This window comes from Pseudomonas pohangensis (assembly GCF_900105995.1).
Lineage (GTDB): Bacteria > Pseudomonadota > Gammaproteobacteria > Pseudomonadales > Pseudomonadaceae > Aquipseudomonas > Aquipseudomonas pohangensis.
In genome coordinates, this window is record NZ_LT629785.1 from 156,561 (window position 1) to 180,272 (window position 23,712).

At 56.3% G+C, this 23,712-nt stretch carries 20 protein-coding genes, 2 tRNA genes and 2 rRNA genes; 17 read left to right on the forward strand and 7 right to left on the reverse strand.

What is annotated here, in order from left to right; all coding sequences use genetic code 11:
* Positions 1-76: 76 nt before the first annotated feature.
* The 6 genes from rpe (at position 77) to trpC (ending at position 5,606) form a co-directional block, all read left to right on the forward strand.
* Positions 77-751: a ribulose-phosphate 3-epimerase gene (gene rpe / locus BLT89_RS00710; RefSeq protein ID WP_090192621.1), complete on the forward strand. Its 675-nt coding sequence runs from the start codon at positions 77-79 to the stop codon at positions 749-751.
* Positions 752-795: 44 nt separating this feature from the next.
* Entirely contained in the window at positions 796-1,449 is a 654-nt protein-coding gene (locus BLT89_RS00715) for a phosphoglycolate phosphatase (protein ID WP_090198547.1), read from the forward strand.
* Positions 1,450-1,629: 180 nt separating this feature from the next.
* Positions 1,630-3,120, forward strand: coding sequence for an anthranilate synthase component I (gene trpE, locus BLT89_RS00720; protein WP_090192622.1), 1,491 nt, complete (start codon positions 1,630-1,632; stop codon positions 3,118-3,120).
* Positions 3,121-3,130: 10 nt separating this feature from the next.
* Entirely contained in the window at positions 3,131-3,727 is a 597-nt protein-coding gene (locus tag BLT89_RS00725; protein WP_090192623.1) for an aminodeoxychorismate/anthranilate synthase component II, read from the forward strand.
* The gene (gene trpD, locus BLT89_RS00730) at positions 3,724-4,773 is read left to right on the forward strand and encodes an anthranilate phosphoribosyltransferase (RefSeq protein ID WP_090192624.1); all 1,050 of its coding nucleotides are present in this window, start codon (positions 3,724-3,726) and stop codon (positions 4,771-4,773) included. Before BLT89_RS00725 ends, trpD begins: the two co-directional genes overlap by 4 nt.
* Positions 4,770-5,606, forward strand: a complete 837-nt coding sequence (trpC, locus tag BLT89_RS00735) for an indole-3-glycerol phosphate synthase TrpC (RefSeq protein ID WP_090192625.1) — start codon at positions 4,770-4,772, stop codon at positions 5,604-5,606. The genes trpD and trpC overlap by 4 nt, the downstream gene beginning before the upstream one ends.
* A gap of 53 nt (positions 5,607-5,659) precedes the next feature.
* Here the strand turns inward: trpC and crp are convergent, their stop codons facing one another.
* Complete coding sequence (gene crp / locus BLT89_RS00740; RefSeq protein ID WP_090192626.1) at positions 5,660-6,304, reverse strand: cAMP-activated global transcriptional regulator CRP; 645 nt, start codon at positions 6,302-6,304, stop codon at positions 5,660-5,662.
* Positions 6,305-6,538: 234 nt separating this feature from the next.
* On the opposite strand from crp, the gene BLT89_RS00745 reads away from it, so the two are divergent.
* Both BLT89_RS00745 and BLT89_RS00750 read left to right on the forward strand, forming a co-directional pair.
* Positions 6,539-6,961: an OsmC family protein gene (locus BLT89_RS00745; RefSeq protein ID WP_090192627.1), complete on the forward strand. Its 423-nt coding sequence runs from the start codon at positions 6,539-6,541 to the stop codon at positions 6,959-6,961.
* A 25-nt stretch (positions 6,962-6,986) separates the two neighbouring features.
* Positions 6,987-7,475: a DUF2505 domain-containing protein gene (locus tag BLT89_RS00750; RefSeq protein WP_090192628.1), complete on the forward strand. Its 489-nt coding sequence runs from the start codon at positions 6,987-6,989 to the stop codon at positions 7,473-7,475.
* Between the two features lie 21 nt (positions 7,476-7,496).
* Here BLT89_RS00750 and coq7 read toward each other — a convergent pair whose 3' ends face one another.
* Positions 7,497-8,144, reverse strand: a complete 648-nt coding sequence (coq7, locus tag BLT89_RS00755; protein ID WP_090192629.1) for a 2-polyprenyl-3-methyl-6-methoxy-1,4-benzoquinone monooxygenase — start codon at positions 8,142-8,144, stop codon at positions 7,497-7,499.
* A gap of 65 nt (positions 8,145-8,209) precedes the next feature.
* Positions 8,210-8,548 carry a histidine triad nucleotide-binding protein gene (locus tag BLT89_RS00760; RefSeq protein WP_090192630.1) on the reverse strand — a complete coding sequence of 113 codons (339 nt, stop codon included), beginning with the start codon at positions 8,546-8,548 and terminating at the stop codon, positions 8,210-8,212.
* Positions 8,549-8,621: 73 nt separating this feature from the next.
* On the opposite strand from BLT89_RS00760, the gene BLT89_RS00765 reads away from it, so the two are divergent.
* Positions 8,622-10,103, forward strand: a complete 1,482-nt coding sequence (locus BLT89_RS00765; protein WP_090192631.1) for an AAA family ATPase — start codon at positions 8,622-8,624, stop codon at positions 10,101-10,103.
* A 66-nt stretch (positions 10,104-10,169) separates the two neighbouring features.
* On the opposite strand, the gene BLT89_RS00770 is transcribed toward BLT89_RS00765, so the two are convergent.
* Both BLT89_RS00770 and hemJ read right to left on the reverse strand, forming a co-directional pair.
* On the reverse strand, positions 10,170-11,162 hold the full coding sequence (locus BLT89_RS00770; RefSeq protein ID WP_090192632.1) for a DUF805 domain-containing protein: 993 nt from the start codon (positions 11,160-11,162) through the stop codon (positions 10,170-10,172).
* 120 nt (positions 11,163-11,282) lie between these two features.
* Complete coding sequence (gene hemJ / locus BLT89_RS00775) at positions 11,283-11,708, reverse strand: protoporphyrinogen oxidase HemJ (protein ID WP_090192633.1); 426 nt, start codon at positions 11,706-11,708, stop codon at positions 11,283-11,285.
* A 208-nt stretch (positions 11,709-11,916) separates the two neighbouring features.
* Here hemJ and BLT89_RS00780 point away from each other — a divergent pair, with 208 nt between their 5' ends.
* From BLT89_RS00780 to erpA, 3 genes are all read left to right on the forward strand, one after another.
* Entirely contained in the window at positions 11,917-12,753 is an 837-nt protein-coding gene (locus BLT89_RS00780; protein WP_090192634.1) for a metal-dependent hydrolase, read from the forward strand.
* A 198-nt stretch (positions 12,754-12,951) separates the two neighbouring features.
* Positions 12,952-13,986, forward strand: coding sequence for an N-acetyl-gamma-glutamyl-phosphate reductase (argC, locus tag BLT89_RS00785; RefSeq protein ID WP_090192635.1), 1,035 nt, complete (start codon positions 12,952-12,954; stop codon positions 13,984-13,986).
* An 88-nt stretch (positions 13,987-14,074) separates the two neighbouring features.
* Entirely contained in the window at positions 14,075-14,425 is a 351-nt protein-coding gene (gene erpA / locus BLT89_RS00790) for an iron-sulfur cluster insertion protein ErpA (RefSeq protein WP_090192636.1), read from the forward strand.
* A 28-nt stretch (positions 14,426-14,453) separates the two neighbouring features.
* Here erpA and BLT89_RS00795 read toward each other — a convergent pair whose 3' ends face one another.
* Positions 14,454-15,545, reverse strand: coding sequence for an anhydro-N-acetylmuramic acid kinase (locus BLT89_RS00795; protein ID WP_090192637.1), 1,092 nt, complete (start codon positions 15,543-15,545; stop codon positions 14,454-14,456).
* A 3-nt stretch (positions 15,546-15,548) separates the two neighbouring features.
* Positions 15,549-16,964 (reverse strand): peptidoglycan DD-metalloendopeptidase family protein, encoded by a 1,416-nt coding sequence (locus BLT89_RS00800; RefSeq protein WP_090192638.1) that lies wholly within the window; start codon positions 16,962-16,964, stop codon positions 15,549-15,551.
* A gap of 180 nt (positions 16,965-17,144) precedes the next feature.
* Here BLT89_RS00800 and tyrS point away from each other — a divergent pair, with 180 nt between their 5' ends.
* From tyrS to BLT89_RS00825, 5 genes are all read left to right on the forward strand, one after another.
* A complete protein-coding gene (gene tyrS / locus BLT89_RS00805) occupies positions 17,145-18,344 on the forward strand; it encodes a tyrosine--tRNA ligase (protein ID WP_090192639.1) in 1,200 nt (399 codons plus the stop codon).
* Between the two features lie 387 nt (positions 18,345-18,731).
* Positions 18,732-20,268, forward strand: a 16S ribosomal RNA gene (locus tag BLT89_RS00810).
* 95 nt (positions 20,269-20,363) lie between these two features.
* Positions 20,364-20,440 (forward strand) — tRNA-Ile (locus BLT89_RS00815).
* Positions 20,441-20,470: 30 nt separating this feature from the next.
* Positions 20,471-20,546 (forward strand) — tRNA-Ala (locus BLT89_RS00820).
* Between the two features lie 250 nt (positions 20,547-20,796).
* Positions 20,797-23,689 (forward strand): 23S ribosomal RNA (locus BLT89_RS00825).
* The 16S and 23S rRNA genes sit together here with 2 tRNA genes alongside, the layout of an rRNA operon.
* Positions 23,690-23,712: the final 23 nt, after the last annotated feature.

Sequence of the window (23,712 nt, forward strand, 5' to 3'; positions counted from 1 at the left end):
AAGGATTCTGCAAGTGCCGTTAAGGGGGCAGGCCGGCTACAATGCGCGCCATCGTGAATCTGCTCCGAGGTGCGCCATGCAACCCTTTGCCCTTGCTCCGTCGATCCTTTCCGCCGACTTCGCCCGCCTGGGTGAGGAAGTGGATAACGTGCTGGCCGCCGGCGCCGACATCGTCCATTTCGACGTCATGGACAACCATTATGTGCCTAACCTGACCATCGGCCCGATGGTTTGCAGCGCCTTGCGCAAGTACGGCATCATCGCGCCAATCGACGTGCACCTGATGGTGTCGCCGGTGGATCGCATCATCGGCGACTTCATCGAGGCCGGCGCCAGCTACATCACCTTCCACCCCGAAGCCAGTGGCCATATCGACCGTTCCCTGCAGCTGATTCGCGATGGCGGCTGCAAGGCCGGCCTAGTGTTCAATCCGGCGACTTCGCTGGAAAGCCTGAAGTACGTGATGGACAAGGTCGACATGATTCTGCTGATGAGTGTGAACCCCGGCTTTGGCGGGCAGAAATTCATCCCCGCTACGCTGGACAAGCTGCGCGAGGCGCGTGCGCTGATCGATGCCAGCGGCCGCGATATCCGGCTGGAAGTGGACGGCGGCGTCAACCTGCAGAATATTGGTGAGATCGCCGCTGCGGGCGCCGATACCTTTGTTGCCGGTTCGGCGATCTTCAATGCGCCGGATTACGCCCAGGTAATTGCCCGAATGCGCGAAGAGTTGGCCCGGGTGCGCGGTTGAATTCACTCGTCCGGCAGTTTCATGGCCAGCTGCCCCGGCTGGTGATGTTCGATCTGGATGGCACCCTGCTTGATTCGGTGCCGGATCTGGCCGCTGCAACCGATGCCATGCTGATGCAGATGGGCCGGGAACCCGCAGGTGTTGCGCGGGTGCGTGACTGGGTCGGCAACGGTTCGCTGGTGCTGGTGCGTCGGGCACTGGCCAACAGCATCGAGCATGCTGAAGTTGATGTGGTTGAAGCAGCTGCGACGCATCAGAAATTCCTGGAAATCTATGCCGACTGCCATGCCCTCAGCCGGGTGTATCCCGGCGTGGTTGAATGCCTGGACTGGTTGCGTGGCAAGGGAATCGCGCTGGGGCTGGTGACCAACAAGCCATGTCGTTTCATCGCGCCCTTGCTCGCAGAACATGGTTTGGCCGATTACTTCCAGTGGCTGCTGGGCGGTGACAGCCTGCCGCAGCAGAAACCTGATCCGGCGCCGCTGCAATGGATGCTTGTCCGGGCCGGTGTCACTGCCCAGCAGGCGCTGTTTGTCGGTGATTCGCGCAGCGATGTGCTGGCCGCGCGCGCTGCCGGGGTGCCCTGTGTAGCCGTCAGCTATGGCTACAACCACGGCCGGCCGGTCGCCGCGGAAAACCCGCTGCTGGTCCTGGACGACCTGCGCCAGCTGGTTGATTCGTTGCGGGGGCTCGGGTAGTGTTGCGTCAAGCAACTTCAACCCCGCCCCAAGAGATCTGATCGTGGTGGTTATCCGCAAGCAATGGATGAACGTGATCAAGGCCCTGGCCCGTTGGCGCTGGCGCGCTTGATCTTGTCTGGCCGGCGCAGTCGGCATGTTTGCACCTGACCGTTACACCCTCAAGCCACGAGGCTGATCATGACCCGCGAAGAATTCCTGCGTTTGGCCGCTGAAGGCTATAACCGCATTCCCCTTGCCTTTGAAACCCTGGCCGATTTCGATACGCCACTCTCGCTGTACCTGAAACTTGCCGATGGGCCTTACTCCTATCTACTGGAGTCGGTGCAGGGTGGCGAGAAATGGGGCCGCTATTCGATCATCGGCCTGCCGTGTCGCACCGTATTGCGTGCCTTTGAGCATCAGGTGACGGTGAGCATCGACGGCCAGCAGACCGAGCAGCACGACTGTGAGGACCCGCTGGCCTTTGTCGAGGCCTTCAAGGAGCGCTACCAGGTCGCGCCGATTGCCGGTCTGCCGCGTTTCAACGGCGGGCTGGTCGGCTACTTTGCTTACGACTGCATGCGCTATGTCGAGCGCAAGCTGGCCAAATGTCCCAACCCCGACCCGCTGGGCAATCCGGACATTCTGCTGATGGTGTCCGATGCCGTGGTGGTGTTCGACAATCTGGCTGGCAAGCTGCACGCCATCGTGCTGGCCGATCCTGGCGAGGCGGATGCATATGAGCGTGGCCAAGCGCGTCTGCAGGAACTCATGGAGCAGCTGCGCCAGCCGATCACGCCGAGACGCGGACTGGACTTCAGCGGTCTCGATGAAATCGCCGAGCCCAGCTTCCGCTCCAGCTTCAGTCGTGAGGACTACGAGCGCGCTGTCGATACCATCAAGGAATACATCCTGGCCGGTGACTGCATGCAGGTCGTGCCGTCGCAGCGCATGAGCATCGACTTCAAGGCGGCGCCGATCGATCTGTACCGCGCACTGCGCTGCTTCAACCCGACGCCCTACATGTACTTCTTCAACTTCGGCGACTTCCATGTGGTTGGCAGTTCACCGGAAGTGCTGGTGCGCGTTGAAGACGGGCTGGTCACGGTGCGGCCGATTGCCGGTACCCGTCCGCGTGGCGCCACCGAGGAAGTCGATCTGGCGCTGGAGCAGGACCTGCTGTCGGACGCCAAGGAAATTGCCGAGCACCTGATGCTGATTGATCTGGGCCGTAACGACGCAGGACGGGTGTCGGAAACCGGTACGGTGAAAGTTACCGAACAGATGGTCATCGAACGCTATTCCAACGTCATGCACATCGTCTCCAACGTCAATGGCCAGCTGAAGAAGGGCCTCAGTGCGATGGATGCGCTGCGCGCCATCCTGCCGGCCGGCACCCTGTCCGGCGCGCCGAAGATCCGGGCGATGGAAATTATCGACGAACTGGAGCCGGTCAAGCGCGGTGTTTACGGCGGTGCCGTGGGCTATCTGGCGTGGAACGGCAACATGGATACGGCGATCGCCATCCGCACCGCGGTGATCAAGAACGGCGAACTGCATGTGCAGGCCGGTGGTGGCATCGTCGCCGACTCGGTGCCTGCGCTGGAATGGGAAGAGACGCTGAACAAGCGCCGCGCCATGTTCCGCGCGGTGGCGTTGGCCGAACACACCGTCAAGACCCAGGGTTGAGGAGATTGCCATGCTGCTGATGATCGACAACTACGACTCCTTTACCTACAACGTGGTGCAGTACCTGGCCGAACTGGGCGCCGAGGTCAATGTCATTCGCAATGACGAACTGTCTGTGGCAGAAATCGAGGCGCTACAACCCGAGCGCATTGTGGTCTCGCCGGGGCCTTGTACCCCCACCGAGGCGGGCGTGTCGCTGCAAGTGATTGCGCATTTTGCCGGCAAGCTGCCGATTCTCGGTGTGTGTCTGGGCCACCAGAGCATTGGCCAGGCTTTTGGCGGTGATGTGGTGCGGGCCCGACAGGTAATGCACGGCAAGATCAGTCCGGTTTACCACCACGACCTGGGCGTGTTTGCCGGGCTGAACAATCCGCTGACGGTTACCCGCTATCATTCACTGGTGGTCAAGCGCGAGACACTGCCGGATTGTCTGGAAATCACCGCCTGGACCCAGCTGGAGAACGGTGCGGTCGACGAGATCATGGGCCTGCGACACAAGACCCTGAATATCGAAGGTGTGCAGTTCCATCCGGAATCGATCCTGACCGAACAGGGCCATGAACTGCTGGCCAATTTCCTCAAGCAAAGTGGAGGCGTGCGCGGATGAACATCAAGGAAGCCCTCAATCGGGTGGTGGCGCAGCTGGACCTGAGTACCGAGGAAATGCAGGACGTCATGCGCGAAATCATGACCGGCCAGTGCACGGATGCGCAGATCGGCGCCTTCCTCATGGGCTTGCGCATGAAGAGTGAAAGCATCGACGAGATCGTCGGCGCGGTGTCGGTGATGCGCGAACTGGCGAGCAAGGTCGAGTTGCCGAGCCTGGAGCACGTGGTGGATGTGGTCGGCACCGGTGGTGATGGCGCAAATATCTTCAACGTATCCACCGCAGCGGCTTTTGTGGTGGCTGCAGCCGGGGGCAAGGTCGCCAAACACGGAAACCGCGCGGTTTCCGGCAAGAGCGGCAGTGCCGACTTGCTGGAGGCGGCCGGGGTATATCTGGAGCTGACGCCCGAGCAGGTAGCCCGCTGCATCGACAGTGTCGGTGTCGGTTTCATGTTTGCCCAGGTGCATCACAAGGCCATGAAGCATGCGGCTTTGCCACGGCGGGAAATGGGTCTGCGCACCATCTTCAACATGCTTGGTCCATTGACCAATCCTGCCGGTGTACGGCACCAGGTGGTCGGGGTCTTCAATCAGGCGTTGTGCCGGCCGCTGGCGGAAGTGCTTTTGCGGTTGGGCAGCAAGCATGTGCTGGTGGTGCATTCCCGAGACGGGCTGGATGAGTTCAGTCTGGCGGCCGCGACCCACGTGGCAGAGCTCAAGGGTGGCGTAATCAGCGAATACGAAGTCTGCCCGGAAGATTTCGACCTGCAAAGCCAGACCCTGAAGGGGCTGGAAGTCGACGGTCCGCAAGCCTCGCTGGAGCTGATTCGTGATGCATTGGGTCGGCGTAAAACCGAGAGTGGCCGCAAGGCCGGCGACATGATTGCGCTGAATGCCGGTGCGGCACTGTATGCGGCCGACCTGGCCACCAGCCTGCGCGAAGGCGTGCAGCTGGCCCATGATGCCCTGCACACCGGCCTGGCGCGGGAAAAAATGGAAGAGCTGGCTTCATTTACTGAAGTATTTCGTCAGGAGAATCAAGCGTGAGTCTGCCGACCATTCTGGAAAAGATCATCACTCGCAAGTACGCCGAAGTTGCCGAGCGCAGTGCCCGGGTCAGTCTGGCTGAGCTGGAACGCGCGGCGCGCTCTGCGGATGCCCCGCGCGGCTTTGCCCGCGCGCTGCAGGAGCGTGTCGCGCGCAGTGAGCCTGCGGTGATTGCCGAAATCAAGAAAGCTTCTCCGAGCAAGGGTGTGCTGCGCGAAAATTTCGTCCCGGCAGAACTGGCCAGGAGCTATGAGCAGGGTGGCGCTGCCTGTCTCTCGGTGTTGACCGATGTGGATTTCTTTCAGGGCGCTGACGAGTTTCTGCAACAGGCGCGCGCGGCCTGCAAGCTGCCGGTGATCCGCAAGGACTTCATGATCGACCCCTACCAGATTGTCGAAGCGCGCGCGCTGGCAGCGGATTGTGTGCTGCTGATTGTGGCTGCGCTGGATGACGTGCGTTTGGCCGAACTGGCGGCGGTGGCGGCGGAGTTCGGTCTCGATGTGCTGGTCGAAGTGCATGACGAGCCAGAGCTGGAGCGCGCCTTGACGGTACTGGATACACCGCTGATCGGTATCAATAACCGCAATCTGCATACCTTCGAGGTTTCGCTGGATACCACGTTGAATCTGTTGCCGCAAATTCCGCATGGTCGTCTGGTGGTTACCGAAAGTGGCATCTTTCACCGCGCCGATGTCGAGTTGATGAGCATCAGTGATGTGCATGCTTTTCTGGTTGGCGAGGCCTTCATGCGTGCGGACGATCCGGGCCTTGAGCTGCAGCGCCTGTTCTTTCCGGATAAAACCCGCAGGGTACTGGGTGCGGATCCTGACTGACATAACGAACAAGGCCGGCAATGCCGGCCTTGTTCGTTATGTGCCCGATGCTTTCAGCGGGTGCCGAATACCACCATGGTTTTGCCCTTGACGTAAACCAGCCCCTGGTCTTCCAGAGCCTTGAGTACGCGGCCGACCATTTCCCGCGAGCAACCGACAATGCGACCGATCTCCTGACGGGTGATCTTGATCTGCATGCCATCCGGATGTGTCATGGCGTCCGGTTGCTTGCACAAATCCAGCAGGGTGCGGGCTACCCGTCCGGTTACATCGAGAAAGGCCAGATCGCCGACTTTGCGGGTGGTCTGGCGCAAGCGCTCAGCCATCTGCGTGCCGAGGGTAAAGACCAGGTCGGGATCCTGCTGGCTGAGTTCACGGAACTTGGCATAGCCAATTTCGGCTACTTCGCACTCGGTCTTGGCGCGAACCCAGGCGCTGCGTTCCTGCTCCTGCCCTTCCTGGCCGAACAGGCCCATCTCGCCGAAAAAGTCTCCGGGGTTCAGATAGCCGATGATCATCTCGCGGCCATCATCATCCTCGATCAGGATGGTGACCGAGCCTTTGACAATAAAGAACAGACTCTCGCAGCGATCGCCGGCATAAATGATGGTGCTTTTGGCCGTATAGCGACGGCGCTGGCAGTGCGCCAGAATCTTGTCGAGATTCTTGATTTTGGGTGTAAGGGTTATCGCAACCATTCCCGATGCCCTCATTAGAAGTAAGGACCTTGAAAAATGGGCCCTTTGATATTGGGTTATAGCATGAACTGCCAATAATCAGGCGTCAGCTTATCAGGTACTGCTCTGCCTGCGAACAGTTATACGGCATGGTGCTTGGCAGCGGCACTGTTTAATCAGCGTCTGCTGCCTGGCAGGGCGCGACAACGGCCGTGATAAGCTGCGATCTTTTGATTCTGGCATGGAGTTGCGGTGATGAAAGCGCGTATTCAGTGGGCGGGAGAAGCCCTGTTTCTTGGTGAGTCCGGTAGTGGCCACGTGGTGGTGATGGATGGCCCCCCCGAGAGTGGCGGCCGTAATCTTGGCGTGCGCCCGATGGAGATGCTGTTGCTCGGGCTCGGCGGCTGCTCCAATTACGATGTGGTCAGCATCCTGAAGAAGTCCCGTCAGCCGGTGGAGAGTTGCGAGGCGTTTCTGGAAGCCGAGAGAGCAGAAGAAGATCCCAAGGTGTTCACCCGCATTCACCTGCACTTTGTAGTCAAAGGTCGCGGACTGAAGGAAGCGCAGGTCAAGCGTGCGGTTGAGTTGTCGGCGGAGAAGTATTGTTCAGCTTCGATCATGCTGGGGCGTGCTGGCGTTGCCATCAGCCATGATTATGAAATCGTCGAACTAGCCTGAAGGCAGGGAAATCCGGGGAGTTGGTATGAAAGTTAATCTCGAACACAAGTACAACGTCGATGTGGATAGCCTGTTTGCGCTGTTCCAGGACCCGGAGTTTATTATTGAGCGCTACCTGGAAACGGGATCGCCAAGTGCCTCATTGCTGGAGCTGAGCGATGACGATGGCGTGGTGATTCGCGTGGAGCGAGTGGTAGAGGTCGATGTGCCGGCATTTCTCGGTAAGTTCATGCAGCCGACCACCCAGGTGCTGCAAACCGAGCATTGGCACGGTGAACCGGGCGGGCCTTATATCAATGACATGCAGGTCGAGATAAAGGGAACGCCGGTCAAATTGCATCTCACCATGCAGTTGCTGGCCAGGGGCAAGGGCTGCGTCAATCTGGTGGAAATCGATACTAAATGCGGTATTCCCCTGATCGGCAGCAAGATTGCCGACTTCGTCGCCAGAGATGCCGAGCGGACGGCCAATCTGGAATACGACTTCATCAAGAGCTATCTGAAGCGCAAGTGAGTTCGACTTGCTGCGGGTTCGTCAGATGCGATAAGTGCTTTTGGTCATGACTTTGGACAGCAAGGTCATGCCGAGCTTTACCGGCGTGGGAAAACGCATGCCGCCGGCCTCCATGGCGCTGGTGGCATGCCGCTGCTCGTCTTCGCGCATCTGCTCGAGGATGGCGCGGGACTTCTGGTCGGCAGCGGGTAGTTGCTGCAAGTGCTCGTCGAGGTGCTTGCACACCTGGTTCTCGGTTTCGGCAACAAAGCCGAGACTGACCTTGTCGCTGATCAGCCCGGCTACTGCGCCCACGCCAAAGGACAGGCCATAAAACAGCGGGTTGAGAATGCTCGGGCGGCTGCCCAGCTCCCGGATGCGTTTTTCGCACCAGAGCAGATGATCAATTTCTTCGACAGCGGCATGTTCCATGGCTTCGCGCACCTTGGGCAGGCTCGCGGTGAGCGCCTGCCCCTGATACAAGGCCTGGGCGCAGACTTCACCGGTATGGTTGATGCGCATCAGGCCGGCGATGTGCGTAGTCTCGTCACGGCTTAGTTCGGCATCTTCCCGGCTTTGTGCCGGTGATGGCCGGTTCGGATGGGCGCTGAGAGGCAGCAGTGTGCGCAACGCCGAATCTGCCTGCATCAGCAAGCGGTCAGCCGGTGAAAAGTGGCGTTGGGTGGTCATGCGGTCACTCCAGAAGCAAACTCGGCGCAGTTTATCTTATCGGTCGAAGAGCAGATTGATCAGGGTCATCCCGGAGGCCAGTGCATCTGGCGCTGACCCAGCACATGCATGTGAATGTGATAAACGGTCTGGCCACCCAGCGGGTTGCAGTTCATGGTGATCCGGAATCCCTCTGCGCAACCCTGTTCGTTGGCCAGACGCTGTGCGGTGTAGAGAATATGCCCGGCAAGTGCCTTGTCCTCCTCGCCGAGGTCGTTGAGCGTGGCGATGTGTTTTTTCGGGATGACCAGGAAATGTACCGGCGCCTGTGGGGCAATATCGTGAAAGGCGATTACCTGGTCATCTTCATAAAGCTTGCGGGCGGGTATCGTACCGGCGACGATTCGGCAGAACAGACAGTCCACTGGAGGAACTCCTCTGGTAGGGAAGTATTTCGAGTTTAACCTTCCGCGCGTTTCGACAACACAAGGAGAGCCTGTGAAAAACGATGTGCACGATCTGGGGCTGGTGCTGGATTCAAGGGTGAAACTGGTGCTGATTGAGTCCTGGGACGAGCCCCGGGTGCTGGAAACCCTGACCATGCTGGCGATCAAACGTGGGCTCAGGTTGCTCAACTGGACGGTGACAGAAGGTTTGCACGGCCAAGGTGAACTGCGAATTGCCGACGAATCTGTCGACAGTCGCGAGCCGGAGGTTGCGCTGCGCCTGGTCAAGGCGGACCCGCAGCCGACCTTGTATGTGTTTTGCGATCTGCATCCCTATCTGGAGGACAACCCCCGGCTGGTCAGGCAGCTGAAGGACATCGCCATTGCCGGGGGAGCCCATCGTCCAACTCTGGTGCTGGTATCACATGCCTGCCGCTTGCCTGCTGAAGTGCAGCGCCATGCAGCGCGTTTCAGCCTGGCTTTGCCGGGCGAGGAAGAGTTGCTGGGCGTCGTGCGCGAGGAGGCAGCGCGCTGGAGCGAGCGCAATGGCAATCTGCGTGTACGTACGGATAACCTCACTTTGCAACAGGTAGTGAAAAACCTGCGCGGGATGAGCCATGGCGAGGCGCGGGTGCTGGCGCGGCATCTGATTTGCGATGATGGCGCCATTACCCAGGAAGATCTGCCGGCGCTGAACAAGGCCAAGTTCCAGCTGCTCGATATGGAGGCCGTGCTGAGTTTCGAGCAGGATTGCGCGCGTTTTTCCGATGTTGGCGGGCTTGGCCAGCTCAAGCGCTGGTTAGCCGAAAGGCAGGCGGCATTCCTGGATGAGAAAGGCGTTGATGTGCCCAAGGGAATCTTGCTGGTTGGTGTACAGGGCGGCGGCAAGAGCCTGGCCGCGCGAGCGGTAGCCGGCTTGTGGGGCTTGCCCTTGATGCGGCTGGATTTCGCCGGTCTGTATAACAAGTTCTTCGGTGAAACCGAGCGCAACTTGCGTGAAGCGCTGCAGCTGGCGGAACAGATGGCGCCCTGTGTGCTGTGGCTGGATGAAATGGAGAAGGGCCTGGCGACAGGCGATAACGATGGCGGTGTCAGTCGGCGTGTACTGGGCACCCTGCTGACATGGATGTCTGAACGCAAGGTGCCGGTATTCCTGGTGGCGACCGCCAACCAGATCAGTCAATTGCCACCGGAGCTGGTGCGCAAAGGGCGCTTCGACGAGATGTTCTTTGTCGACTTGCCGAGTATGGAGGTGCGAGGCGAGATATTCCGCATCCATCTTGCGCGGCGGGATCTTGATCCTGTGCAGTTCGATCTGCCGGGTCTGGCTAGCGTCAGCGAAGGATTCAGCGGCGCCGAGATCGAGCAGGTAGTGGTTAGTGCTCTGTATGCAGCGCAGGCGAGGCAGCAAGTGGTGGATCAGGCGTTACTGCTGCACGAGCTGCAAGCCACGGCACCCTTGTCGGTGGTAATGGCCGAAGAACTGGCTGCCTTGCGTGCCTGGGCCAAGGGCCGTGCGGTAATGGCTGACTAGCTCTTTGCAGGTGTAAAGCTCGAATGGGTGGCGGGACAGAAAGCCTGTCCCGACGTTGCGCATAAGCTAGCTGGATGCTTGCTGTAGATATTCTTGATATGACGGCAAGGCGATGGCGGCGAGAATGCCGATTACGGGTACAAGTATCCACAGGCAGGCAAGAATCTTCACCGCACGGCTGTTTTCCGGAGGAGGGGCGCCATAGCGATTCGCCCCTGTATTGCCCGGCAGGATCATTATGACCAGGCTGAAGACGCTGCCCAGATACGGTACCAGTGCCAGCAAGTACAACCAGCCCGACCAGCCGATATCATGCAGTCGCTGCACGCCAATCTGCACGCCAACAACTATCGCTGCAATCACGGCAACTGTGCCGAGCAGATAACCTATTGCTGGCGTTATGGCATAGCCAACTCCCACCACTATGGTGCCGGCGGTCAGCAGCAGGATCAGGCTGAGGGACCATGCCATGTAGCGCAACCGACCAATTCGCCCGTTGGTGCTGAATACTTTCAGCGTGGCATATTCCGGCAGGTTTTCTGCAACTGACGCTTGCGGCGGTGTATACGGTGAACTTGCTGGTGTGGCTGTGGTTTCGGGTTTGCGGGCTTCGGCCTCGGGCGCGACAGTGACTTCGGCCTTGGGGAGCAGAGCCTGCCGGGCAATGAACTTCTCGATAATGATTCCGCAGGCGGAGCATTCGACGGCTTTGGTCTGCTCATGGCCGCACTTCGGACAGGTCATGATACTACTGGTGGGCTGAGCGTGTACGGCTTCAGGCTGGTTGTCATGCTCTTCCGTAGCAACCAGGCTCAGGCTCGCGGCCAGATCGGCTTCCTTGCGTACCAGCGCACCGGCATTGTGCAGGGCGGCCAGATATTTGTCGGCGTCTGCTGCTTTCAGATCGCGCTTGAGTACAACCGCTTTTCCGGTGAACAAGTGGTCAATTTTGCCGAGATCGCTCTTGAACAGCTTCGCCAGATTTTCCCTGACTGTGTCCAGCGCAAAGCCGGGAAGCAGTTCGCCGGAAAATACGACTTTGAAAAGAGGTTCGGTCATCTGGATATCCTTGTCGGAAAATGTTCAGTTCAGGGCATTCGGCAGACTAATGGCGGCGCGGAGTCGAATGCAACAGTACAGCGTCACAAGCGTGTCTTCCCGTGTTCGGCTGGTCGAAAGTCAGAACGGCTTGATCACCACCAGCAAGATAATGGCAATCAGGAACAGCACCGGGACTTCGTTGAACCAGCGATAAAATACATGGCTGCGCGCATTTTCACCTCGGGCAAAGCGCTTGAGTTGCGCGCCGCACAGGTGGTGATAACCGATCAACACCAGCACCAGTGCCAGTTTGGCGTGCATCCAGCCCATATTTAGCCAGGCTGGATTGAGATGCAGCAGCCACAGCCCGAAAATGACCGTAGCCAGCATGGAGGGCAGCATTATGCCGCGGTAAAGCTTGCGCTCCATGATGCAGAAGCGCGCTTTGCTCGTCTCGTCCTCGCTCATGGCGTGATAGACAAACAGGCGCGGCAAATAGAACAACCCGGCGAACCAGCAAACCATGGCGATGATGTGTAGAGCTTTGATCAATAGATAGGTCATTTCGGTTCTCAGAGACTCTCTGCAGTGATGTATGGAGGGTCGTCAGCGGCGCTTTTGGGGCATTATCTTAACTGCGGGAGCAGGCTGTTGGCAGCAAATGACGTTTTATCTGTCAGATGACAACCTTGCCCCGTGCGGGTGCACGGAGCATATTCGACAGATACGCAGAGCAACCATGCCTTGTGCCATCGGTTTAAGTGAGTTTGCAATGATCAGTACTACCCCGGAAGGTCTTGAAATCCACCCCCGCCATCTGGAAGCGGCTCTTCCTGACCCCATGCCACGTCATTGGCACGGCGGCGACCCGTTCAAGAGCCATTTCTTTAATGCCATGTCGGTACTGTTTCCCGAGGGTGAGCGCTTTTTCATTCATTCGGTCAGATTGTTCCGGGAGCAGATCAAGGATCCTCTTCTGCTTGAACAGATACGCGGCTTCATTGGCCAGGAGGGGCATCACAGTCGCGAGCATGAAAACTATAACCAGCGCCTGCGTGAACTGGGTTATGACATTGATTACCTTGAGCGCGGGGTAAAGCGCCGCATCGCCTTTGTCAAAAAGCGCTTCCCACCTGAAGGCATGCTGGCGGGAACCTGCGCGGTAGAACATTTTACGGCGATACTCGGCGATGTGCTGTTGACCAATCCACTAATGTTGGCGGGGGCAGACCCGCAGATGGCAAGGTTGTGGCGCTGGCATGCCCTGGAGGAGACGGAGCACAAGTCGGTGGCGTTCGACGTATACATGCGGGTGTGTGGTGACCGCAAGTTGCTGCGCAAGGCGATGCGCCGCAGTACCTTCTTTTTTACCCTTGATACCGCCAGGGGGCTGATCCATATGCTCAAGCGCGATGGCCTGTTGTGGAACTGGCGCATCTGGCGAGACGGCATCAGTTGGCTCTGGGGAAAGCAGGGTGTTTTCCGCTCCTTGATTGGCGTGTACAAGGATTTTTACCGCGATGGCTTTCATCCCTGGCAGCAGGACAACATGTATCTGGTAGAGCAGTATCGCAGTGAGTTTGACGCGCCTGCAGCACCTGCTGGATAAAACTCCAGGCGCCCTTGCCCGTCTTTGCGGCTGACACGGCATAGTGCCGTTTCATCGGGACTGCAGAGCCTTCTGATAGTCCCCGCTGCTAGTCAGTACTATCCCTTTTTCAGGTGTGGATGCGCTTGCGCGATTGGCCACAGCCGCGTGCCGGCCTTATGATCTATAGCTTTTCAGCAGTTGCTTGAGGTTTGGCTCATGATCAAGGTCGGTATTGTTGGTGGTACGGGTTACACGGGTGTAGAGCTGCTCAGGCTGCTTGCACAGCATCCTGAGGCCGAGGTGGCGGTGATCACCTCGCGCTCAGAGGCAGGCATCCGGGTTGCCGATATGTACCCAAACCTGCGTGGGCATTACGACCAGCTGGCTTTCAGCATTCCGGATGTCGCTTCTCTCGGAGCCTGTGATGTGGTTTTTTTTGCTACACCGCATGGTGTGGCGCACGCACTGGCCGGCGAGCTATTGGACGCCGGAACCAGGGTTATAGATCTTTCTGCGGACTTCCGTCTGGTTGACGCAGTTGAGTGGGCGCAGTGGTATGGCCAGCCCCACGGTGCCCCTGACCTGCTCGGCGAGGCCGTCTATGGACTGCCCGAAGTCAATCGCGAGGCCATTCGGGGTGCGCGGCTGATTGCGGTTCCCGGCTGCTATCCAACAGCCACCCAGCTTGGGCTGATTCCTTTGCTGGAAGCTGGCCTGGCAGATACCCGGCAACTGATAGCCAATTGCGCGTCCGGCGTCAGTGGTGCCGGGCGTGGTGCCAAGGTTGGCTCGCTGTTGTGTGAGTCGAGCGAAAGCATGATGGCGTATGCAGTGAAGGGCCATCGCCACTTGCCGGAAATCAGCCAGGGCCTCCGGCGGGCGGCCGGCGAGCCGGTTGGGCTGACATTTGTTCCGCATTTGGCGCCGATGATTCGCGGTATCCATGCCACCTTGTATGCGCAGGTCAGTGACCGTTCTGTTGATCTGCAGGCCTTGTTTGAGCGGCGTTATGCGGGCGAGCCTTTTGTCGATGTGATGCCGGCGGGAAGTCACCCGGAAACCCGTAGCGTGCGTGGCGCAAATGTCTGCCGTATTGCCGTACATCGGCCACAGGGCGGTGATCTGGTGGTGGTGCTTTCGGTGATCGACAATCTGGTCAAGGGCGCTTCGGGTCAGGCACTGCAGAACATGAACATCATGCTGGGTCTGAACGAAAACATGGGGCTTGCTCACGCTGCGATGCTGCCTTAGCTGTCAGGCTAATAGTTGACTGTTTTGATCGGAAAAGCGGATAATAAGCGCCTGTAAAGCCCCAGCGTTACCCTTGGAGAAATTGAGCATGACCGTTGAAACCTTCATCCCTACGCCGTTGGTGTTTTCTGCTGCGGCGGCGCAAAAGGTGAAGACGCTGGTTGAGGAAGAGGGTAATCCGCGCCTGCGTTTGCGCGTGTTTGTCACCGGTGGGGGCTGCTCGGGCTTTCAGTATGGCTTCACTTTTGATGATGAACTTGCTGACGATGACACGGTGGTTGAGCGCGAGGGAGTCAACCTGGTGGTTGATTCGATGAGTTTTCAATACCTGGCTGGTGCGGAAGTTGACTATCAGGAAGGCCTTGAAGGCTCGCGCTTTGTCATTAACAACCCAAATGCATCCAGCACGTGCGGTTGTGGGTCGTCATTTTCTATCTAGCCGTGCAGATTGCTATTGATCAGCTTGCTTATGCGGGATAGATCGCTCCGAGCACTCTGAGCCCACGGGCACCGGTAACGTCGGGGCGATTGCCTGGAATACCTTCGAGGCAGGAGTGAGCCAGCCAGGCGAATGCCATCGCTTCAACCCAGTCGGGCGGAACCCCTCGAGTTGCTGTGCTGGCAACACGACACTCTGGTAATAATTGGCCGAGGCGCTTCATCAGCGCAGCATTGTGGGCGCCGCCACCACATACCAGCAGTTCAGCGGATTTCGGCTGCACGTTGAGTAACGCGCTGCTGATGCTTCGGGAGGTCATCTCAAGGAGCGTGGCCTGAACATCTGCTTCTGCGGTGGGCGGATTATTCGCCAGATGTCTATCAAGCCAGCCCATGTTGAATAGCTCGCGCCCGGTGCTTTTGGGACCGCTAGCTTGAAAGTATGGATCTGCCAGCATGGCATCCAGCAAGCGCTTATTTACACTACCGCTGGCCGCCCAGTCGCCATTACGATCATAGGGCTTGGCCTGACAGTGCTGGATCCAGGCATCCATCAGCACATTGCCGGGTCCACAGTCGAACCCGCGAACGGATTTGTCCTTTTCGAACAGGCTGATGTTACTGAATCCGCCGATATTGAGGACTGCTGGGCGCTGCTGGTCGCGGTTGAACAGCGAGGCATGAAATGCGGGTACGAGAGGTGCTCCTTGCCCGCCTGCGGCGATGTCGCGCCGTCTGAAATCACTTACAACACAGATGCCCGTCAGCTCTGCCAGAAGTGCGGGATTGCCAATCTGAATGCTGAAGCCGCGATCAGGTTCATGGCGGACAGTCTGTCCATGGCTGCCAATAGCGCGAATCCGAGCCGGTTCCAGATTTTCTCGGGCGAGTAACTGGTTTATGCCGCTAGCGACCAACTGCACCCATTTATTTTCGGTCATTGCACTGCGCGCCAGTTCGTCTTGCCCGGGGCTGCACAGCTCAAGTATTTCTGCGCGCAATGTTTCCGGCATCGGCAGATACAGCGAAGCTTTGAGCGCGCATTGCTCGTCTTGCTCAATCAGCGCTATGTCAATTCCGTCGAGGCTGGTACCTGACATGACGCCGAGATAAAGAGGCATTGACTACAGCTTGCTCATGGCCAGATTCGGGGATTTGGCACTTTCCTGATTCAGGCGTGCTATCAGCGGCTGGCTCAGCTTGAGAAACTTGCTTTTCTCGTTGAGTGCGATGGGCTCGGCCATTAGGCTTTTTTGTGCAAGAGGGTCGACGTGGCGGCCATTCACCTGGAACTCGTAGTGCAGGTGAGGGCCGGTAGATAGTCCGGTTGTGCCGATGTAGCCGATGATCTGTCCCTGCTTGACCGATGAGCCGGAGCGAATACCCTTCGCAAAGCCTTTCATGTGCGCGTAAAGAGTCTTGTAGCTATTGCCGTGCTGGAGGATTACGGTATTGCCATATCCGCCCTTGCGGCCGGCAAGAATGACTTTCCCATCACCAGCTGCCTTGATTGGCGTTCCTCGAGGGGCCGCATAATCGACGCCCTGGTGCGCGCGGATCTTGTTCAGAATCGGATGCTTGCGACCACTGGAGAACCTGGAACTGATCCGAGCGAAATCAACCGGAGTACGCAGGAAGGCCTTGCGCAGGCTGACGCCTTTCTCGTTGTAGTAGCTGTCTTTATAACGAATAGCCGTATAAGTCTTGCGAAGATTGGTGAATCGCGCGGCAAGAATTTTTCCAGAACCGACTACCTTGCCGTTTACTACTTTTTGCTCGTAAATCACTTCAAACTGGTCATTTTCGGCGATTTTGGAAAAATCTATGTCGTAGGCAAATATATCGGCCATGTTCAATGCGGCCCTGGACGGCAGTCCTGCCTCGTTTGCTGCATTGCTTAATGTGCTGCGAATCACGCCGTGTGCGTAGGCTGTACGGATAGCTGGCTGAGTCGACTCTATCTGGAAACCATTTTCAGTGCGCTTGATGCTGATGCTTTCATGGTTGTGCTGTTTGGTACGAACCTCTTCGAGTTCTCCATCGGTGGAAAGCTCAAAGTTGAAAATCTGCTCAGGACGGATCTTGAGGCTGCGAATCGCTTTGTCGCTAGCAAGGACTTCTGCAAGCTTTGCCGAGGATAAGCCTGCGCGGCTGAACACAGTCGAAAGACTGTCGCCGGAAACGACTTTCACGGAAACGCTGGATGGATTTGGTAACGGAGAGCCGATTTTCCCAAGGGGGCTGTCAACACGCTTGTCGCTTTCAGGAAGGGCGATTTCAGCGTTGCTTCCTGAGGCGTCAGGGGCGTAGTTAAAAGGGGCAGCAGAGCTGAACTCGCTATCGCCAAGAGAGAGTGCGCTTTGGCTTTGATTCACGCGCACGCCGTCCGGAGTTGAATCCAGACTGATAAATGTCTTTTTGGCTTCAACTTCACTGGCAGGAAAAATCAGGAGCAAAAGGCTCAGGAATGCGGCAATCCCGCTAGCGGCCAGCAAATGGGCCTTGGGATATAGCGGTGTTTTTGTTATGGATTTCGTCATGAACTGCCAATAAAAAGAAGGGTGAACCAACTGCTTAAAATATAACCAAATCAAATTCCGATCAACCTCAAAAGTGCGCACAAGGTCGCACGAGGCTGCATTTGCCTTGGTCAGCCTTGAAATTAGTACTCGATATTGTATGGTTGGTTCCCTTTTTATTTCGCTTGGTTGAAAACTGTGATGATGTCGGTAAATGAGCAGCTTGCTTTGATCAAGCGCGGTGCGGATGAGGTGCTGGTCGAGGCTGAGCTTGTTGAAAAGCTGAAGCGTGGCAAGCCGCTCAGGATCAAGGCGGGCTTTGATCCAACGGCGCCCGATTTGCACCTTGGGCATACTGTTCTGATTAACAAGCTTCGCCAGTTTCAGGAGTTGGGGCATCAGGTCATTTTTCTGATTGGCGATTTCACCGGCATGATTGGCGATCCCAGCGGCAAGAGCGCTACGCGTCCGCCGCTGACGCGTGATCAGGTGCTGGAAAATGCCGAGACCTACAAGGCTCAGGTATTCAAGATTCTCGATCCTGACAGGACTGAGGTGGCGTTCAACTCAACCTGGATGGATTTGCTGAGTCCGGCAGAGTTCATTCGTCTGTCTTCTCAATACACCGTTGCACGGATGCTGGAGCGCGATGATTTCAGCAAGCGTTATGCCGGGAATCAGCCGATTGCGATTCACGAATTTCTTTATCCGCTGGTGCAGGGCTATGACTCGGTTGCGCTGAGGGCGGATGTTGAGCTGGGCGGTACGGATCAGAAATTCAACTTGCTTATGGGGCGGGAGCTGCAACGGGCTTATGGGCAGGAGCCTCAGGTCATTTTGACAATGCCGCTGCTTGAGGGGTTGGATGGCGTTAAGAAAATGTCCAAATCTCTGGACAACTATGTGGGTATTCAGGAAGCGCCTGGAGCCATGTATGGCAAGCTGGTTTCGATGCCTGACGCCTTGATGTGGCGTTACTTCGAGTTGCTTAGCTATCGCCCAATGTCGGAGATCGAGCAGTTCAAGGCGGACGTTCAGCGCGGCTCAAACCCGCGAGACATCAAGATCAAGCTTGCCGAAGAAATTGTCGCGCGCTTTCACGGCGAAGAGGCTGCGCTAAATGCACATCGTGCAGCAGGCAATCGCATGAAGGATGGCGAGTTGCCCGAGAATATTCCGGAGATAACTCTCGCCGCCGGTGAGGCTCTGCCTATTTCGGCTCTGCTTAATAGAGCGGGGTTGGTGAAGAACGCAGCAATGGCTCGAGATCTCCTAGGTGCGGGCGGCGTAAGGGTGGATGGCGCAGTGGTTGATCGTGGTTTCATGTTCGAGCTGGGTAAGACGCACGTTTGCCAGTCAGGCAAAAAGGCATTTGCACGAGTAACTCTTATTAAGGAGTGATGGGCAGCATTTTGCTGCGGCATCGCTCTGGATAAAAATTCCTGTTTTGACGTGTTGACAGTCTCTTACACTCCTGTAGAATTCGCCTCCCGCTACCGGCCCTTGGCAAGTAGTCGGGAGTTGCAAGCGGTTGAGATGAAACGAAAATTTCTTCGAAATGTGCTTGACGGATGTAGAGGCTGCTGTAGAATGCGCGGCCTTGGTTGAGGCGAAGGTCTCCTCCAAACGCTCTTTAACAATTTGAATCAAGCAATTCGTGTGGGTGCTTGTGGGGTAAGACTGATCGTCGAATGATTGTCAGCAACACAAGTATCACTGCGAGAAATCATAGTTTTATTTGCGATTGCTGAGCCAAGTTTAGGGTTTTCTCAAAACCCGATCAGTATTGAACTGAAGAGTTTGATCATGGCTCAGATTGAACGCTGGCGGCAGGCCTAACACATGCAAGTCGAGCGGTAGAAGGGAGCTTGCTTCCTTTGAGAGCGGCGGACGGGTGAGTAATGCCTAGGAATCTGCCTGGTAGTGGGGGATAACGTTCGGAAACGGACGCTAATACCGCATACGTCCTACGGGAGAAAGTGGGGGATCTTCGGACCTCACGCTATCAGATGAGCCTAGGTCGGATTAGCTAGTTGGTGAGGTAATGGCTCACCAAGGCGACGATCCGTAACTGGTCTGAGAGGATGATCAGTCACACTGGAACTGAGACACGGTCCAGACTCCTACGGGAGGCAGCAGTGGGGAATATTGGACAATGGGCGCAAGCCTGATCCAGCCATGCCGCGTGTGTGAAGAAGGTCTTCGGATTGTAAAGCACTTTAAGTTGGGAGGAAGGGTAGTAGCTTAATACGTTGCTACTTTGACGTTACCGACAGAATAAGCACCGGCTAACTCTGTGCCAGCAGCCGCGGTAATACAGAGGGTGCAAGCGTTAATCGGAATTACTGGGCGTAAAGCGCGCGTAGGTGGTTATGTAAGTTGAATGTGAAATCCCCGGGCTCAACCTGGGAACTGCATCCAAAACTGCATGGCTAGAGTACGGTAGAGGGTGGTGGAATTTCCTGTGTAGCGGTGAAATGCGTAGATATAGGAAGGAACACCAGTGGCGAAGGCGACCACCTGGACTGATACTGACACTGAGGTGCGAAAGCGTGGGGAGCAAACAGGATTAGATACCCTGGTAGTCCACGCCGTAAACGATGTCAACTAGCCGTTGGGTTCCTTGAGAACTTAGTGGCGCAGCTAACGCATTAAGTTGACCGCCTGGGGAGTACGGCCGCAAGGTTAAAACTCAAATGAATTGACGGGGGCCCGCACAAGCGGTGGAGCATGTGGTTTAATTCGAAGCAACGCGAAGAACCTTACCAGGCCTTGACATGCAGAGAACTTTCCAGAGATGGATTGGTGCCTTCGGGAACTCTGACACAGGTGCTGCATGGCTGTCGTCAGCTCGTGTCGTGAGATGTTGGGTTAAGTCCCGTAACGAGCGCAACCCTTGCCCTTAGTTACCAGCACGTAATGGTGGGCACTCTAAGGGGACTGCCGGTGACAAACCGGAGGAAGGTGGGGATGACGTCAAGTCATCATGGCCCTTACGGCCTGGGCTACACACGTGCTACAATGGTCGGTACAGAGGGTTGCCAAGCCGCGAGGTGGAGCTAATCCCACAAAACCGATCGTAGTCCGGATCGGAGTCTGCAACTCGACTCCGTGAAGTCGGAATCGCTAGTAATCGTGAATCAGAATGTCACGGTGAATACGTTCCCGGGCCTTGTACACACCGCCCGTCACACCATGGGAGTGGGTTGCTCCAGAAGTAGCTAGTCTAACCGCAAGGGGGACGGTTACCACGGAGTGATTCATGACTGGGGTGAAGTCGTAACAAGGTAGCCGTAGGGGAACCTGCGGCTGGATCACCTCCTTAATCGAAGACATCGGCTTCTTCATAAGTACCCACACGAATTGCTTGATTCACTTGCGAAAAGCGATTGGGTAATACAGCCCGAGAGTAAGACGATTGGGTCTGTAGCTCAGTTGGTTAGAGCGCACCCCTGATAAGGGTGAGGTCGGCAGTTCGAATCTGCCCAGACCCACCAATTGTCATGGGATGTGGCCGGTCATTAGATGGGGCCATAGCTCAGCTGGGAGAGCGCCTGCCTTGCACGCAGGAGGTCAGCGGTTCGATCCCGCTTGGCTCCACCATTTACTCTGCAATCGCTGAAAGCTCAGAACTGAGCATCTACCTGGAAGGGTTGGGGTGTTGAGTTCTGGTCTTTGCGCCAGACTGTTCTTTAAAAATTTGGGTATGTGATAGAAGTAAAAAGACCAAGCAATCTCTTTCACTGGTGATTGTTTGCGTCAAGGTAAAATTTGCGTGTTCTCTAATATTGCAAATTTTCGGCGAATGTCGTCTTCACGTTTGAGACAGTAACCAGATTGCTTGGGGTTATATGGTCAAGTGAAGAAGCGCATACGGTGGATGCCTTGGCAGTCAGAGGCGATGAAAGACGTGGTAGCCTGCGAAAAGCTTCGGGGAGTCGGCAAACAGACTTTGATCCGGAGGTGTCTGAATGGGGGAACCCAGCCATCACAAGATGGTTATCTTGTACTGAATACATAGGTACAAGAGGCGAACCAGGGGAACTGAAACATCTAAGTACCCTGAGGAAAAGAAATCAACCGAGATTCCCTTAGTAGTGGCGAGCGAACGGGGACTAGCCCTTAAGCTTCTTTGATTTTAGCGGAACGCTCTGGAAAGTGCGGCCATAGTGGGTGATAGCCCTGTACGCGAAAAAGTCTTAGAAGTGAAATCGAGTAGGACGGAGCACGAGAAACTTTGTCTGAATATGGGGGGACCATCCTCCAAGGCTAAATACTACTGACTGACCGATAGTGAACTAGTACCGTGAGGGAAAGGCGAAAAGAACCCCGGAGAGGGGAGTGAAATAGATCCTGAAACCGTATGCGTACAAGCAGTGGGAGCAGACTTTGTTCTGTGACTGCGTACCTTTTGTATAATGGGTCAGCGACTTATATTCAGTGGCGAGCTTAACCGAATAGGGGAGGCGTAGCGAAAGCGAGTCTTAATAGGGCGCTTTAGTCGCTGGGTATAGACCCGAAACCGGGCGATCTATCCATGGGCAGGTTGAAGGTTGGGTAACACTAACTGGAGGACCGAACCGACTACCGTTGAAAAGTTAGCGGATGACCTGTGGATCGGAGTGAAAGGCTAATCAAGCCCGGAGATAGCTGGTTCTCCTCGAAAGCTATTTAGGTAGCGCCTCATGTATCACTGCTGGGGGTAGAGCACTGTTTCGGCTAGGGGGTCATCCCGACTTACCAAACCGATGCAAACTCCGAATACCAGCAAGTGCCGAGCATGGGAGACACACGGCGGGTGCTAACGTCCGTCGTGAAAAGGGAAACAACCCAGACCGTCAGCTAAGGTCCCAAAGTTATGGTTAAGTGGGAAACGATGTGGGAAGGCTTAGACAGCTAGGAGGTTGGCTTAGAAGCAGCCACCCTTTAAAGAAAGCGTAATAGCTCACTAGTCGAGTCGGCCTGCGCGGAAGATGTAACGGGGCTCAAACCATACACCGAAGCTACGGGTATCACGTAAGTGATGCGGTAGAGGAGCGTTCTGTAAGCCTGTGAAGGTCAGTTGAGAAGCTGGCTGGAGGTATCAGAAGTGCGAATGCTGACATGAGTAACGACAATGGGTGTGAAAAACACCCACGCCGAAAGACCAAGGTTTCCTGCGCAACGTTAATCGACGCAGGGTTAGTCGGTCCCTAAGGTGAGGCTGAAAAGCGTAATCGATGGGAAACAGGTTAATATTCCTGTACTTCTAGTTACTGCGATGGAGGGACGGAGAAGGCTAGGCCAGCACGGCGTTGGTTGTCCGTGTTTAAGGTAGTAGGCTGGGATCTTAGGTAAATCCGGGATTTCAAGGCCGAGAACTGATGACGAGTCGTCTTTTAGATGATGAAGTGGTTGATGCCATGCTTCCAAGAAAAGCTTCTAAGCTTCAGGTAACTAGGAACCGTACCCCAAACCGACACAGGTGGTTGGGTAGAGAATACCAAGGCGCTTGAGAGAACTCGGGTGAAGGAACTAGGCAAAATGGCACCGTAACTTCGGGAGAAGGTGCGCCGGTGAGGGTGAAGTATTTACTACGTAAGCCCCCGCTGGTCGAAGATACCAGGCCGCTGCGACTGTTTATTAAAAACACAGCACTCTGCAAACACGAAAGTGGACGTATAGGGTGTGACGCCTGCCCGGTGCCGGAAGGTTAATTGATGGGGTTAGCGCAAGCGAAGCTCTTGATCGAAGCCCCGGTAAACGGCGGCCGTAACTATAACGGTCCTAAGGTAGCGAAATTCCTTGTCGGGTAAGTTCCGACCTGCACGAATGGCGTAACGATGGCGGCGCTGTCTCCACCCGAGACTCAGTGAAATTGAAATCGCTGTGAAGATGCAGTGTATCCGCGGCTAGACGGAAAGACCCCGTGAACCTTTACTGTAGCTTTGCACTGGACTTTGAATTTGTTTGTGTAGGATAGGTGGGAGGCTTTGAAGCGTGGACGCCAGTTCGCGTGGAGCCAACCTTGAAATACCACCCTGGCAACTTTGAGGTTCTAACTCTGGTCCGTTATCCGGATCGAGGACAGTGTATGGTGGGCAGTTTGACTGGGGCGGTCTCCTCCTAAAGAGTAACGGAGGAGTACGAAGGTGCGCTCAGACCGGTCGGAAATCGGTCGTAGAGTATAAAGGCAAAAGCGCGCTTGACTGCGAGACAGACACGTCGAGCAGGTACGAAAGTAGGTCTTAGTGATCCGGTGGTTCTGTATGGAAGGGCCATCGCTCAACGGATAAAAGGTACTCCGGGGATAACAGGCTGATACCGCCCAAGAGTTCATATCGACGGCGGTGTTTGGCACCTCGATGTCGGCTCATCACATCCTGGGGCTGAAGCCGGTCCCAAGGGTATGGCTGTTCGCCATTTAAAGTGGTACGCGAGCTGGGTTTAGAACGTCGTGAGACAGTTCGGTCCCTATCTGCCGTGGACGTTTGAGATTTGAGAGGGGCTGCTCCTAGTACGAGAGGACCGGAGTGGACGAACCTCTGGTGTTCCGGTTGTCACGCCAGTGGCATTGCCGGGTAGCTATGTTCGGGAAAGATAACCGCTGAAAGCATCTAAGCGGGAAACTTGCCTCAAGATGAGATCTCACTGGAACCTTGAGTTCCCTAAAGGGCCGTCGAAGACTACGACGTTGATAGGTTGGGTGTGTAAGCGCTGTGAGGCGTTGAGCTAACCAATACTAATTGCCCGTGAGGCTTGACCATATAACACCCAAACAATTTGCTGT

Excerpts from the sequence above, each read along its gene's own strand:
- BLT89_RS00770 (WP_090192632.1), bottom strand. The coding sequence starts at position 11,162 with ATGACCGAACCTCTTTTCAAAGTCGTATTTTCCGGCGAACTGCTTCCC.
- erpA (WP_090192636.1), top strand. The coding sequence starts at position 14,075 with ATGACCGTTGAAACCTTCATCCCTACGCCGTTGGTGTTTTCTGCTGCG.
- rpe (WP_090192621.1), top strand. The coding sequence starts at position 77 with ATGCAACCCTTTGCCCTTGCTCCGTCGATCCTTTCCGCCGACTTCGCC.
- argC (WP_090192635.1), top strand. The coding sequence starts at position 12,952 with ATGATCAAGGTCGGTATTGTTGGTGGTACGGGTTACACGGGTGTAGAG.
- BLT89_RS00795 (WP_090192637.1), bottom strand. The coding sequence starts at position 15,545 with ATGCCTCTTTATCTCGGCGTCATGTCAGGTACCAGCCTCGACGGAATT.
- BLT89_RS00780 (WP_090192634.1), top strand. The coding sequence starts at position 11,917 with ATGATCAGTACTACCCCGGAAGGTCTTGAAATCCACCCCCGCCATCTG.
- trpD (WP_090192624.1), top strand. The coding sequence starts at position 3,724 with ATGAACATCAAGGAAGCCCTCAATCGGGTGGTGGCGCAGCTGGACCTG.
- BLT89_RS00715 (WP_090198547.1), top strand. The coding sequence starts at position 796 with ATGTTCGATCTGGATGGCACCCTGCTTGATTCGGTGCCGGATCTGGCC.
- BLT89_RS00745 (WP_090192627.1), top strand. The coding sequence starts at position 6,539 with ATGAAAGCGCGTATTCAGTGGGCGGGAGAAGCCCTGTTTCTTGGTGAG.
- coq7 (WP_090192629.1), bottom strand. The coding sequence starts at position 8,144 with ATGACCACCCAACGCCACTTTTCACCGGCTGACCGCTTGCTGATGCAG.
- BLT89_RS00725 (WP_090192623.1), top strand. The coding sequence starts at position 3,131 with ATGCTGCTGATGATCGACAACTACGACTCCTTTACCTACAACGTGGTG.
- crp (WP_090192626.1), bottom strand. The coding sequence starts at position 6,304 with ATGGTTGCGATAACCCTTACACCCAAAATCAAGAATCTCGACAAGATT.
- BLT89_RS00750 (WP_090192628.1), top strand. The coding sequence starts at position 6,987 with ATGAAAGTTAATCTCGAACACAAGTACAACGTCGATGTGGATAGCCTG.
- tyrS (WP_090192639.1), top strand. The coding sequence starts at position 17,145 with ATGATGTCGGTAAATGAGCAGCTTGCTTTGATCAAGCGCGGTGCGGAT.
- hemJ (WP_090192633.1), bottom strand. The coding sequence starts at position 11,708 with ATGACCTATCTATTGATCAAAGCTCTACACATCATCGCCATGGTTTGC.
- BLT89_RS00800 (WP_090192638.1), bottom strand. The coding sequence starts at position 16,964 with ATGACGAAATCCATAACAAAAACACCGCTATATCCCAAGGCCCATTTG.
- trpE (WP_090192622.1), top strand. The coding sequence starts at position 1,630 with ATGACCCGCGAAGAATTCCTGCGTTTGGCCGCTGAAGGCTATAACCGC.